12 protein-coding genes are annotated in these 13,924 nt (G+C 44.6%); 11 read left to right on the plus strand and 1 reads right to left on the minus strand.

Annotated features, from left to right (window positions below):
• The first annotated feature begins 145 nt into the window (after positions 1-145).
• From ACZ5AE_RS04450 to ACZ5AE_RS04500, 11 genes are all read left to right on the plus strand, one after another.
• Entirely contained in the window at positions 146-1,129 is a 984-nt protein-coding gene (locus ACZ5AE_RS04450) for an ABC transporter ATP-binding protein (protein WP_464569850.1), read from the plus strand.
• Positions 1,126-2,136, plus strand: coding sequence for an ABC transporter ATP-binding protein (locus ACZ5AE_RS04455; protein ID WP_464569852.1), 1,011 nt, complete (start codon positions 1,126-1,128; stop codon positions 2,134-2,136). Before ACZ5AE_RS04450 ends, ACZ5AE_RS04455 begins: the two co-directional genes overlap by 4 nt.
• Positions 2,133-2,945, plus strand: a complete 813-nt coding sequence (locus ACZ5AE_RS04460) for an IclR family transcriptional regulator (protein WP_464569854.1) — start codon at positions 2,133-2,135, stop codon at positions 2,943-2,945. The genes ACZ5AE_RS04455 and ACZ5AE_RS04460 overlap by 4 nt, the downstream gene beginning before the upstream one ends.
• 12 nt (positions 2,946-2,957) lie before the next feature.
• Complete coding sequence (locus ACZ5AE_RS04465) at positions 2,958-4,541, plus strand: ABC transporter substrate-binding protein (RefSeq protein WP_464569856.1); 1,584 nt, start codon at positions 2,958-2,960, stop codon at positions 4,539-4,541.
• 154 nt (positions 4,542-4,695) lie between these two features.
• Entirely contained in the window at positions 4,696-5,631 is a 936-nt protein-coding gene (gene nikB / locus ACZ5AE_RS04470) for a nickel ABC transporter permease (protein ID WP_464569858.1), read from the plus strand.
• The gene (locus ACZ5AE_RS04475) at positions 5,628-6,542 is read left to right on the plus strand and encodes an ABC transporter permease (protein WP_464569860.1); all 915 of its coding nucleotides are present in this window, start codon (positions 5,628-5,630) and stop codon (positions 6,540-6,542) included. Before nikB ends, ACZ5AE_RS04475 begins: the two co-directional genes overlap by 4 nt.
• A gap of 3 nt (positions 6,543-6,545) precedes the next feature.
• Entirely contained in the window at positions 6,546-9,560 is a 3,015-nt protein-coding gene (locus tag ACZ5AE_RS04480) for a M14 family metallopeptidase (protein ID WP_464569862.1), read from the plus strand.
• Positions 9,561-9,699: 139 nt separating this feature from the next.
• Positions 9,700-10,311, plus strand: a complete 612-nt coding sequence (pcp, locus tag ACZ5AE_RS04485; RefSeq protein WP_464569864.1) for a pyroglutamyl-peptidase I — start codon at positions 9,700-9,702, stop codon at positions 10,309-10,311.
• Positions 10,304-11,047: a 5-oxoprolinase subunit PxpB gene (pxpB, locus tag ACZ5AE_RS04490; RefSeq protein WP_464569866.1), complete on the plus strand. Its 744-nt coding sequence runs from the start codon at positions 10,304-10,306 to the stop codon at positions 11,045-11,047. The genes pcp and pxpB overlap by 8 nt, the downstream gene beginning before the upstream one ends.
• A gap of 30 nt (positions 11,048-11,077) precedes the next feature.
• Entirely contained in the window at positions 11,078-11,845 is a 768-nt protein-coding gene (locus tag ACZ5AE_RS04495) for a LamB/YcsF family protein (protein ID WP_464569868.1), read from the plus strand.
• Positions 11,842-12,717, plus strand: coding sequence for a 5-oxoprolinase subunit C family protein (locus ACZ5AE_RS04500; RefSeq protein ID WP_464569870.1), 876 nt, complete (start codon positions 11,842-11,844; stop codon positions 12,715-12,717). Before ACZ5AE_RS04495 ends, ACZ5AE_RS04500 begins: the two co-directional genes overlap by 4 nt.
• Before the next feature lie 77 nt (positions 12,718-12,794).
• Here ACZ5AE_RS04500 and ACZ5AE_RS04505 read toward each other — a convergent pair whose 3' ends face one another.
• Positions 12,795-13,808: a S66 family peptidase gene (locus ACZ5AE_RS04505; protein WP_464569872.1), complete on the minus strand. Its 1,014-nt coding sequence runs from the start codon at positions 13,806-13,808 to the stop codon at positions 12,795-12,797.
• Positions 13,809-13,924 lie beyond the last annotated feature (116 nt).

Raw genomic sequence — 13,924 nt, forward strand, 5'->3', positions numbered from 1 at the left:
ACAGTTATTACCAATCTATCTAAAATTTCGACATTTTTAAATAATTTTCTATCAATTACTATTGAAAATATTCGAATTATTCTATATTATAAAAATCATAAAATGAAATTGCATTTCACAAAATGAAACCGTTAGGAGTGTCATAATGGTTCAAAAAGTGTTAGAGATTGATAAGTTAAAAGTCGGTATTAATGATGATGGGAATAAAATTGCGATTGTGAACGGAATCAGCTTCTCACTGCAAAAAGGTGAAACTCTTGGAATCGTGGGAGAATCCGGGTGCGGGAAGAGTATGACGTCGCTATCGTTAATGGGGCTTCTGCCGCCAGGCGTCGAGTGGTTCGACGGCGATATTAAAACGGATAGCCTTCATTTTAAGGATTTCAAGAAGAAGGATTGGCGGAAAATCAGAGGGAAAAAACTCGCGATGATTTTTCAGGAGCCGATGAGCTCACTAAATCCGGTTTATACAATTGGCCAGCAAATTGTCGAAATGGTTTTAAGCCATGAGAACGTCACGAAGAAACAGGCGAGAGAACGGGCGCTAGAAATGCTGAAGCTTGTCGGAATTCCAAGACCGGAGCAAGTTCTTGATGAATATCCATATCAGCTTTCCGGCGGGATGCGACAAAGGGTCATGATTGCCATCGCCTTATCGTGCAACCCGGAGATCCTGATTGCTGATGAACCAACAACGGCTTTGGATGTAACGATTCAAGCGCAGATTCTCGAATTGATGAAAAAGCTCCAAGACCAATTAAATATGTCGATTGTGTTAATCACGCACGATCTCGGTGTCGTAGCCGAAATGTGCGACCGCGTCATTGTCATGTATGCGGGAGAAATCGTGGAAGAGGCACAAGTGGTCGAACTATTTGATCGTCCGAGGCACCCGTACACAAAAGGGTTATTATCCTCCCTGCCGGATGTGAATCAAGAGAAGGAGTACCTTTCTTCTATTCCAGGCGTAGTACCGGCACCCGGGAAAATGCCTTCTGGCTGTCGTTTTGCCGCACGCTGCAGTTTTGCCCATGAACGCTGCAAAAACACACCGCCATTATTTGAGGTGAACGGTTCAAAGGTAAAATGCTGGCTCTATGAAAAAGGTGATTCGGAGGCGGTACTGTGACACAAAATCCAATTTTGCAAGTTCAAGACTTAAAGAAATACTTTCCGATAAAGGGCGGGGTTTTTGGCAAGAAAACCCTAAAGCAAGTCAAAGCCGTAGACGGAGTTTCGTTCGATGTATTTGAAGGGGAAACCTTTGGAATCGTTGGCGAGTCTGGCTGCGGGAAGAGTACGACCGGCAGGACGATTCTTAGATTACTAGAACCTACCGAAGGAAAGATTATTTTTCAAGGAAGAGATATTGCCGAGCTTTCGAAAAACGACATGCGAAAGCTGAGAAAAGATATTCAGATAATATTTCAGGATCCGTTTGCTTCGTTAAACCCAAGAATGAAAATCAAAGAGACCATTGAGGAACCGCTGATCAATTTCGGGGTGGCCGACAGAACTGAACGGGAAAAACGGGTATTGGAAGTGGCTAATCAAGTAGGCCTAACGAAGGCACAGCTTTCCAGATTCCCGCATGAATTTTCCGGAGGGCAGCGTCAGCGGATCGGGATCGCCCGAGCGCTGATTTCAAAGCCAAAGCTGATTATTGCTGATGAGCCGGTTTCGGCCCTTGACGTGTCCATTCAGTCACAGGTTCTTAACCTCATGAGAGATTTACAGAAAGAGTTTGGACTAACCTATATTTTTATCTCCCATGACTTAAGCGTCGTTAAACATTTTTGTGACCGGATTGGCGTGATGTATCTCGGGAAAATGGTGGAGGTTGCGGATAAAAACCGCTTGTATGATTCTCCGCATCATCCATATGCAGAAGCCCTGCTTTCGGCATTGCCGAGTTCCCATCCGCTTCAGAAAAAGCAACGGATTATTCTCCAAGGGGATGTCCCAAGTCCGTCTAACCCGCCAAGCGGCTGTACCTTTCATCCGCGCTGCTTTAAGTGCTTAGATGTTTGTAAAACGGAACAGCCAAGCCTGCAGCCGGTTCATGAGGGCCATCTCGTTTCCTGCCATTTATATCAAGGCACCAAGGATCAGATTGCCGCAGGTGAATCGCGATGAGTAAAACCGTTAAAAAAGCTTTGCAGCTTCTCGATATTTTTACTGAACAAAAACCCTACTGGAAGCTGGATGAGATTTCTACCTTTACAGGTATCCCCAAGCCAACGTGTTTACGACTGTTAAGAACCTTTGTAGAACTCGGTTATTTAAAAAAGATGACCTTCCAGCGGGAGGGGCTCGTGATTGACGGAGAAAGCTACGGGCTGGGATTAAAATTCCTTGAAATGGGAGAACGAGTGGCAGGAAGATTTGATATCCGCCCGATTGCTTATCCATATATGAAAAAGCTTCAAGAACAGTTTAATGAGGCTATCCAATTGATTACCTTGGAGCAGGACGAGGGTATATATATTGAAAAGGTAGAAAGTACACTGCCGGTTCGGCTGTACACAAGAGTGGGAAGGCACGCCCCGTTATATGCGGGAGCATGCCCGCGCGCCATCCTCGCCTTTTTGTCTGAGGAAAAAATTCAAGAGATTTTGGACAAGCCTCTGACGAAGTATGCCAGCCAGACACCGGCAACGAAAGAGGAAGTTCTTCTCTTAATTAAGCAAATACGGGAAAGCGGCTATTCATACAGCGACTCGGAATTGGAAGAAGGAACCGCATCAATCGGCGTTCCGATTTTTAATAGCTGGGGAGCAGTCCAGTACGCACTAAGCGTAGCCAGTTTTTCTACCAACCTGCCAAGAGATAAGGCGGATCAGTTTGTGGGACCGCTTTGGGAGGCAGCCGCTGAAATTTCCAAGAAATTAGGCTATAACCATCCATATCCATATGGAAAAACAATATTAGCGAATCAAACATAAGGGGGAAAAAGCATGAAGAAAAAATTGTCAATTCTGTTTGCACTGTTACTTAGCTTCACACTTGTTCTATCCGCTTGTTCTTCAGGCAAGAGTGAAAAATCCAGTGCAGGCTCTTCCGAAAAAGGGAAAGAGGAGAATCCTGTCAAAGACCGCGGGAATGAAATTGTTGTTGGTGTAAGCGCTGAACCTCAAAACTGGGATCCAATTGATACATTTTTGCTAGATTGGAGCACAGTGGCCACTTCTGTATTTGAAGGATTAGTTGACCGTACGCTAGATTTGAAATTGGAGCCGGGACTTGCGGAAAGCTGGGAATACCTGGACGATAGCACACTTCAATTCAAATTGCGTAAAGGTGTTCAGTTCCATGACGGAGAGCCGTTTAATGCAGACGCGGTTAAATTTTCGTTTGATCGTTTATTAGGACCAGAAGGACAAAAGGGCCCTCAGTATGCCAACTATAATTCGATTGATCATGTAGAAATTGTTGACGAATATACCGTTAATTTTAAATTGAAATCTAAGGATCCTGTTCTATTAACAAAACTTGCGGGCTATGGTGCGGTTATTGTACCACCTAAATACGTTCAAGAAAAAGGCGATGAGTTCTTCAACAACAACCCTGTTGGTACAGGACCATTCAAAATGACAGGCTATAAGCGCGACCAAGAAATCGTGTTAGAGAAAAACCCTAACTATTGGAAAGAAGGTCTGCCAAAGTTAGATAAGGTTACTTTCAAAGTCATTCCGGAAGCTTCTACTAGATTAGCAGAACTTCAAACTGGAAAAATCGATGTCATGAAACGTGTCGAAGTGGCACAAGCAAAAACGGTTAAAGATACTGGTTTCCTAGAATTAAAAGAGGTTGGTACACCAACTGCATTCGCCATTCGCTTCGATACATCGAAAAAACCGATGGATAATAAACAAGTTAGACAAGCGATTAACTACGCGATTGACAAAGAAGGGATTATTAAAGAAATTTTAGGTGGGTACGGTAAGCAAATCAGCACATTCCAAAGTGACCTTTCATTTGGTAACAACCCTGACTTGAAGCCATATCCATATGATCCAGAAAAAGCGAAGAAATTATTAAAAGAAGCAGGAGTAAAAGAGGGTACCGCACTCGACTTCTTTATTCCAGGTACCGATGGAAACTTTAAAGAGATTGCTCAGGCTGTTTCTTTCTACTTGGAAGAAGTTGGATTAAAGGTGAATATTCATACTGCAGACGGAACAACAATGAACTCTGATTTAATTCCGAACGGCAAGGTCGGTCATATGTACCGTAATGGCTGGGGTGGGTGGACGCTCGACTTTGATAACACAGCATACTTAATGTACCACGAAGGCGAATTCTGGAACCCATCATTTAAAGATGCAAAGGTTGAAGAGCTGCTTGCAGCAGAGCGTGCGACCGTTGATCCTGAAAAGCGGAAAGTCATCTTCAAAGAGTTAACAAAAGTTTTATATGATTTGGCACCAGAGGTTAACTTATACTCAGCCGTTGATCTATACGCTGTCAATAAACGTGTTCAAAACTTCCAGCCGCCACACGAGGACCGTATGCGCCTAGAAGAAGTTTCTGTGAAGTAATAAAAATACTGCCCGCTTAAAGCTCCGGTCTCCTAAAAGGGATTCTAAGCGCGATGTGTTTTAATGGCCGGTTACAAATTCTGATTGGCTTAAAAAAGAGATAGTATGGTCCTCATGCTATCTCTTTCTTTATCAAAGAGGACGGAGGAATAACATGATAGCTTACGTGATTCGAAGATTACTTCACACGGTTTTAGTTGTATTTGCGATATCATTATTAATCTTCTTTTCGATCCGCTTGACGGGGGACCCGGTGACGGTGATGTTTTCCGCAGGCGAACCAACAAAAGAAGCTATAGAAGAAGTAAGAAGAAATCTTGGGCTCGACCAGCCGCTTTATGTGCAATATTTAATCTTTTTAAAAGGTCTAGTAACGTTTGACTTTGGCGAGTCGTTTCGCAGCCATATGCCGGTCATGGATTTAATTATGGAACGAGCGGGTGCAACTTTAGCGCTTGCCATTGGCGGAATAATTGTTGCTATCTTAATCGCATTTCCGGTCGGAATTATTTCAGCCGTCAAGCGTGGTACCGTTGTCGATTTCTTCGGGCGTATTTTTTCCTTGATGGGTATTTCCTTTCCAAACTTCTGGTTAGGAATCATGCTGATTTTGATTTTTGCCGTTAACTTAAAATGGCTGCCTTCCTCAGGGTTTGATGGACCGCAGCATCTGATTTTGCCATCAATTACATTAGGGATGATTCTGTCCGGTATTTTGGCAAGACTCGTCCGTTCTTCCATGCTGGAAGTCATGAATCAGCAATATGTGTCAACAGCAAAGTCAAAGGGGATCAGCGATTGGGCCGTTATTATCAAGCACGCTTTCCGTAATGCCTTGCTGCCGACTGTAACTTTCCTTGGTCTGCAATTTGGCTCCTTGCTCGGCGGAACGGTTATCGTGGAAACGATTTTCTCATGGCCTGGCATCGGACGTTTGATCATCGATGCCATTAACCAGCGTGATTATCCTGTTATTCAAGGCGGCGTCATTTTCCTAGCCATTATCATGGTGGTAGTAAATTTAATTGTTGACTTAAGCTATTCATTGATTGATCCAAGAATTAAGACCGGAGGGAGTGGACGAGCATGACAACCTTACAGCAGCAGGTTCAGGAGGAGGTTGCCCTTCTTCCGAAAAAAAGAACCGTTCTTCAAAGCTTTTGGCGTTTTGTGAAAAAAAACCCAGCCGGATTCATTGGAATTTTACTTGTTCTTCTCAGCGTGAGCTGTGCACTATTTTCGCAATGGATTGCACCGTTTGATCCAATTAAGGCTAGCCTTTCCTCGAGGCTTTCACCGCCGTCCTGGGCTGACGATACCGGCAAGTCCGTGTTTCTTCTCGGGGCTGACCAGGTGGGGCGCGACCTATTAAGCAGGATCATTTATGGTGCAAGGATTTCCTTAATGGTTGGCTTTTTTGGCGTATTGATTTCCATGATTATCGGAACCATCCTTGGCCTGATTTCCGGTTACTTTGGAAAATGGATGGATGATTTAATCATGCGGGTGGCCGATATTCAATTAGCCTTTCCGTTTATCCTGTTTGCGATTGTGATCATGAGTGTCCTTGGAACGGGGATTTGGAAAATTATCCTTATTCTAGGATTAACGTATTGGGTCGGTTTTGCCCGTCTCATCAGAGGACAGGTGATTTCGCTGAAGGAGCAGGAATATATTCAGGCGGCAAAAGCCATCGGCGGCACTCAGTTCAGGATTATTCGTAAGCATATTTTACCGAATGTTATGTCATCAATTCTCGTTCTGGGAACGATGTATATTGCGGAATTTATTTTATTAGAAGCTTCCTTAACCTTCTTAGGATTGGGCGTTGACCCGACAGTACCTTCTTGGGGAGGCATGCTTGCTGACAGCCGTAACTATGTCACTACAGCCTGGTGGACGGCAACCTTCCCAGGGATCGCGATTATGTTGACTGTTTTAGGGTTCAATTTACTTGGGGACTGGCTGCGTGACAAGTTTGACCCGAATATGAAGATGTAGGTGATGATCTTGAATAATATCCTGGCGATTTGGACGAAGGATGGACTTCTAAGGGATAAAAATAGCGATGGTGTGGTAGATGGAGTTTCTGTTTTTATCGATTTACCGGAGGGACTGGCGCCGGAAGGTTTAATCGATTTCTCTGCCCGTTTGGGATTTGAAACTACTTCTCTATCATTCACCTTTTTTGAACCAAGTGATGAGGCCGTGAATATTCGTTTTGCTGGTTCAAGTTCTAAAACAGAAGCACGATGGGAAAACGGAGAAATTACTTTTTCTTATAAAAATGAATCGGAATTGTCATTGTTCCTGCAGTTACTTGCAGCGATGAAGCCGGAATCCGGTAGGGAAAGTCTGGTTATCGAATTAAGAGATGGCCAATTGTATGCCGGGGCAGAATTGGTTGCGGTGAACTGGGGCCAGGAAGAAATGGCCGAAGCGGGGGCTTCAGCTAATGTAGGCACAAACAAGGAGGACTTTAACAAAGTTTATTCCGATATTGATAGCCTCAGCCATCTTTGGAGTTTTTCGGGGGTTGGTAAAAATAAGGAAGCCTCGCCTTCGAAACTATTAAACCTAAATATATCAGTTGAAAAACCATTGATCACAACAAGCGTATTACGAGAGATTTGTTATTTTGCTGCTAGAGCCGCAATGTACTCTACAAGTATCATTTTTCCGCTTACGGGGAATCCGGCTGCCCGGTTTCAGTTTGCAATAAAAGAGGGCCCCGATAAAACGGTGCTCGAGCTTGTAGATTCAAACCAACTCCGCTTAATCGGGAAGAAGGAAGCAGTACCTGCCGCTCTGAATGAATTGGCGAAAGCCAAGCATTGGAGCGAAGGAGGAGTATTTGGTCATTGGGAACAAGAGTATCTATTATCCCAGAAAAAAGAAGCCCCGCTTTTATTTGAATCAGAATGGTCCGGTGAGCGGGAAGTAGACTTGGCGTTCAAGGTATTAGAAGAATCCAAGAATCTTGAGTCAGCGAAAGTTGAGATTTTCTTATCAGAACCATTAGAGGTAAGAAACCGTCTGGCGGCTGAGTGGAAAGCAATTTTTCCAGACATTCACTCTCTATCCATCCGCTCCGCCTTTAAGCCCGGTTTTCATTGGCTTATGGAAGAGATTCTGCCTTCCTTGCAAAAGGCAGGGGAGAACATTACGAGAATGGATATTTATGTTCTGGAGGAACAGGGAGAGTTGGGTCTCGAGCTGCCGATACGCTGGATACAGGAGCTGTATCCTGTGGACCGCTGCCTAGAAGAGAAGCTGGGTCTTAAGGCAGATTGTGTACAATTCAAGCTGGTGAAGGACCTTGACCATACATATGAGGTCCATATATGGAATGAGACAGAGGAGAGGCAGTTTGCGGGCTGTCTGGAAGTCCCTGTATCGAAGCTGCCTTACCTGGATCATAAGCGTTATGTTTATCCTGTATCAAGTGCCGTTCGCATTAATGGCGATGGAGAACGTAAAGAAGAACATCTTATTCAAACGGATCGAGAACGCTTTTACTGTTATTATGTCGAAGAAGTGCTGCCGAAGGTTAGGAAAGAAGTTTCGAATTACAATCCCGGCCAGGGCCGCAACCGTCCGTTATTCGACCGGATTGAAATCGATGTCTGGATGAGTGAAGAGGAACACAAGCTTGAAGTGGACGAGGAACGTATTTCTACACTGGAAGCACTCCACGAAGACCTTTATTTTAATACCCTCGATTATTTTGCCTATATGGGAGAAGAACTAGAAGGCAAGTCGTTTGATGCACCTGGGGGCGTTCATCCATTTATGCATGTAAGAGTCGGCGAAAAGCCAGAAGCTCGGATTCGCGTGTACAAATGGGAAGATAAGCCGCTGGAAAACCTGGTGACAAAAGCGATTTCCTTTACGGATGATGGCAGGTTCTCAGAAGCCATTATGTCGAATGGAGAAGAGGACGTAACCCTTGAAATTAAGAACTTTGAAAAACCGGGCAAGCATATACATCCCGATGTCCAGCAATGGCTGAACACGCCATCACCATATCGTATTGTCTATCCGGACTATTCCTATCTAGGGAAGGCGATTCCGGTGATCGAGTGTTTCTTAGACGCAGGGGAAGAGTTTTATTCGCCTTTGAAAATGTCCCTTTTTAAAAAGACTGTGTTCATTGAAGCAGGACATCATTCGAATGAGGTTTCCAGTACACCTGCGATCCTTCAATTTATCGATCGTGCCGCGTCTGAGTATGAAAACTGGCTGAAGGAAGTCAACGTGGTGATTCTTCCATTGGCGAACCCGGATGGCTATGAATTGCTCACCAAGCTGACGGAAGAGCATCCAGAATGGAAGCATCATGCGGCCAGGTACAACGCGGTAGGCTTGGAATATTCTTTAGTACGCTTCCACGAAACGGTTTTCGGAGAAGCCAATATTTATCCCGAAGTGCTGAAGAGATGGGCACCTGATGTCATCATTGATGATCACGGCATCCCTTCACATGAGTGGGTGCAGCCATTTGCCGGCTATAACAGCCCGCCGCGGTTTCCGGTATCTTACTTTTTGCCAAGTGCGAAAATATACGGCATCGCCAGATTATCGAACGGCGAGTATCGGAACCTTCACGATGAAAATGTAGATAAAATCGTTGGTAAGGTCAGCAACCGGATTCGTGGAACTCGGATTGAAGAAGAGAATGGTTACTGGCAAGAGCGTTTTATCAAGTTCGGAAACCAATGGCTGCCGAATGTTTTTCCAATTGAAGAGGCACCGGGGATTCATTTTTATCGCTCCGCTTCTGTTGCACCGTCTTATAGAACAATAGGAATCTCGAGGTACCCAGAGTGGATTGCGGCTGAAATCATTTCTGAAACAGCCGATGAAGTCGTCTACGGCGAAGTACTTCAAAGCTGCGTCGAAGCGCACATAGTCTTTGATTTAGCGATTTTGGAGGCACTTCAAAAGGCTGAAATCGAGGTCAAGCGAGATGAGCGGAACGGCTTCGCACTGGAACGGAGCAGGCCGATTCGATTGTAAAAACACTGATTTATTTATAGATTTGCTGATATAATTGGAAATTCGTAGATATGTATATAAAATTCGTAGATATATTTAAAGTTTCCGTAGATATCTTTTTAATAAGCAATTTTTTAAAACCACGGGGAGGGTTTTTTCAATGAAAACACTTTTACTAACAGGCTTTGAACCGTTTCTATCCTTCACGATCAATCCTACAATGCGAATTGTAGAAGAACTGAACGGCCAGGAAATTGGCGGCTACAAGATTCATGGTGAAATCTTATCGGTAGATTTTAAGAAAGCTGGGAAACAGCTCTTAGAACACCTAGAGACCATCAAGCCGGACGCTGTGATTTCCTTAGGTTTGGCGGGCGGCCGCTTTAAAATGACACCGGAGCGAATTGCCATCAATGTCAATGACGGGGAACCAGACAACCACGGCAACACACCTGTCGATGAAGCGATTCAGCAAGAGGGTGCAGATGGGTATATGACAACTCTGCCTATTCGCGCCATGGTTAACCAATTGAAGGAAGCAGGTCTACCGGCTGAAATCTCTAATACTGCAGGAACTTATTTATGTAATCATGTCATGTATCAAAGTCTGCATTATGCAAAAACACAGAACAAGAAAATGCCTTCCGGTTTTATTCATATTCCTGCCTCCCATGAGCTTGCGATTCAGCACGGGAAGATCCCAAGCTGGTCACATGAGGATTTAAAACGAGGAATCTACACTTGCATTCAAGTGTTAGCGGAACATGAATAGCACAAAGGTTATTTTTCCAAAAGTAAACATCACAGGGGAACGCAGCATTCGCTTTGCTTTCAGCAATCAGGTTGGGAAAGAAATCTTTAACCAGGTGCAAAGCTTCTGTCACATGTTGGAAAAAGAATCTTTTTTAATTGAAGAAGTGGTCCCAAGCTATCACACGGTAACGGTTTATTTGAAGAAGGATTTGGAAAAAAAAGAGCCCTTCATTCAGTCGGTACTGGCAAAATGGGAACATCAATCAAAAGGGAAACTAGACTGGAAATCTAGAAAACTACAAATTCCTGTTTGTTATAATGAAGAATTTGCTTTGGATATGGAAAGAGTGATGGAGCATACCGGATTGCGGGACAACGAGATTATCTCGCTTCACTCCCAAACGGTATATACCACCTATATGATAGGGTTTTTACCTGGATTCCCTTACCTTGGAGAGTTAAATCCAAAATTAGCGACACCCAGGCTTCCGAATCCGCGGGCAAAAGTGCCAAAGGGGACGGTTGGCATTGGCGGCAGCCAGACGGGGATTTATCCGATTGAATGTCCTGGGGGATGGAACATTATTGGAAAAACACCGCTTGAGATTTATCGTCCTGACCGGGAGGAGCCGTTTTTTATCCGTACGGGGGACACCCTTCAGTTTACGGCTATCTCCCAAGCTGAATTTAGCACGATCCAAACGCAATTAGGTAAGGATCCTGAATCCATCAGTGAATTTATCATAGAGATTTAGTAAAAAGGGGAATTTTTGAAGGGAGGGGCTATGATGAGAATAGATTTAAATGCCGATGTGGGAGAAAGCTTTGGTGCCTACACCATTGGGGATGATCAGAATCTTTTTCAACATATTACATCTGCAAATATCGCCTGCGGCTTTCATGCAGGAGATTTTAACGTAATGTATGATACGGTTAGAAGAGCGAAGGAAAACGGCGTGGCGATTGGCGCCCACCCGGGGTATCCGGACCTTCAAGGATTTGGCCGGAGAAACCTGCAGATGACACCGCGGGAAATTTATAATTGTTTGGTCTATCAAATCGGGGCACTAAAAATGTTTGCACAGGTTCAGGGAATGGCTATACAGCATGTGAAGCCTCATGGAGCCTTATACAATACGGCGGCTGAGAATCCGGCAGTGGCAAAAGCCATCGCTGAAGCTGTGTATGATACGGTTCCAGATGCTTATTTATTTGGGTTGTGCAATAGTGAACTTGTGATGGCTGGAAAAGAAGCAGGCTTGAAAACAGCTTCCGAAGCGTTCGCGGATCGGCAATATACAGATGACGGACGTCTGTGTTCAAGGCTTTTGCCAAATGCTGTTTTGAAGAACCACGATGAGATTTTGCAACAGGTGAAAGAGATTATTTTCCATAAGCGGGTGAAGGGTATTTCAGGAGGCTGGATTCCTTTACAGGCAGACACGATTTGTTTTCATGGGGACGGAGCAAATGTGGTTGAACATACCGCTCTGATTCGCAAAGCTTTAGAACAGGAAAATGTTCTTGTCCGATCGATCGGAGCACTTGCATGATTCCTTTATTGAAGGTCCGAAGGGCTGGTGTTTACGGCTCTATTCAGGATAAAGGAAGGTTCGGCTATCAACGCTTTGGCGTTCCTGTATCTGGACCGATGGACGCCTATGCTTACGAAATGGGAAATTACATCATGGGGAATCCTGCCGGCAGTCCGGCACTGGAAGTTTTCTTAGGCGGTCAGGAATTCGAGGTTCTGTCGAATCACCGAATCGTCATCACAGGAGCGGATTTAGGGGCAAGAGTGAACGGAAATTCTGTTCCGCTCTGGAAGACTTTTTCGATTCATCAAGGACAGACATTAAAGTTTACTAACCCAAATAAAGGCAGTATCGCGTATGTGATTCCTGAAGGTGGATTTCAATCAGAAGAACTGCTTGGCAGCGCTTCGGTTTATCCAAAAGGTCTTCTGGGAAGTTCCATTAAGAAGGATGGCGTGCTCTATGCCAAGAAAGGGAAATCAAATGGGTTCCATCGAGGGTTGATTCCAAGTGAAATCCCGGAATACACAGACGAAGTAGAGGTTAGTGTTTGGCCTAGTCCACATTCAGAGATGTTTGTACCGGAAAGCTTAAAAGAATTCTTCCAAACTCCGTATACGATGAGGAGCGGGGACAGGATGGGATACCTTCTTAAAGGTCCCGAGCTAAGGTTTAAAAACGGAGGAGATATCCTCTCAGAAGCCACTCAATTTGGGACCATCCAAGTCCCAAACAGCGGTCAGCCCCTCATCCTAATGGCCGACGCCCAAACGATCGGCGGCTACGCCACAATCGGAAAAATTGCTAAAGAAGATATAGGGAAAATCGCCCAGCTCCGCCCAGGCGGCAAAATCCATTTTAAAATTAGTGGTCAGGCCTCATCGCTTTAACAGGAAAGTGAAGCGGGAGCCTGACCCTTTGCTATTATGGGGAGATTCAAGCAAAAATGGACCAGCCCTTTCCGGCGTTATTTATATATTTGCAGGACTGTTCCTTTTCCTTCCGCTACTTCTACCTCTGCAAAAGCCCCATTGATAAAAGTAATCTGCGGCGGAACATGGCCGCAGTCAATATCATAAATAATCGGTATTTGTAGCTCTTCAGCAAGGTCCTGGTAAACATCCTCAATTGTATAGTTCTCTACAGGCATATTAGCCGAACTTCGGCCGAACAGCAGACCGGAACAATTGTCAAACCAGCCTGCCAGTTTCATTTGCACTAATGACCTCCGTAAATCGGTTGTACTCAATTCGCAGTTCTCCAAATACCAAATGACCGGTTCGTCGGGGATGTACTGTTTTCTAAAGCTTTGCACATCACCATATGGTGTGCCGGCAAGATGCCTGATGATGTCCACACACCCGCCGAGCAGGCGCCCGCTAATTTTAACAGTACTATTAGAAATGGTTTTCCACCGAGTCTCCTCAGTTAAATGAAATACACATGGTGACGGATTATCGTGCTGCCATTCTTTTTGATAAAGGGGAGACGAATGTTGAAGGACAGATCCTCCGCTTGCCGTCGATAAGACGTTTTCCCACAGCGCTGTTGTTTCATCCCAATATTCTCCCCTGATATCGATCAGGTTCGTCCCGTGGGCTGTTGCCATTCCTGTCTTTAAAGTGATGGCCAGCAGCAGGGCGCTGGTATCGGAGTATCCCAGCACCCATTTGTTTTTCAAATTTTCAAAGTCTATATGTTCGAGAGTCTCAACTAATAATTCTCCGCCCCAAGGGGGAATGATAATGTCAATTTCAGTGTTGGCCATCATCGAGTTGAACTCGGCCGCCCTTTGGACCGCATGGGCTGATTTGGCCTTTTCCTGTGTCCAAACCGTTTCCCCGCATGCAGTTCGATAGCCCCTCTGTTCCAGCCGGGTGCAGGTTAGCCGAACTAAACCATGCAATCCAGCAGGTATACCCGACGAAGGTGCGGTCACTCCAATTGTGGCACCCTTTTTCAAAAAAGGATAGGTAATCATGAAAATCCCCCTTAGTTAATTTTGATAAGTTTACCAAATTACATAAACCTTATAAACTATTTTTTTCCAAAAAAAATATTAAAACAATAGACCTGACCGCAGATGATAAAGTAAAG

It is taken from the genome of Neobacillus sp. S1227 (assembly GCF_055385255.1).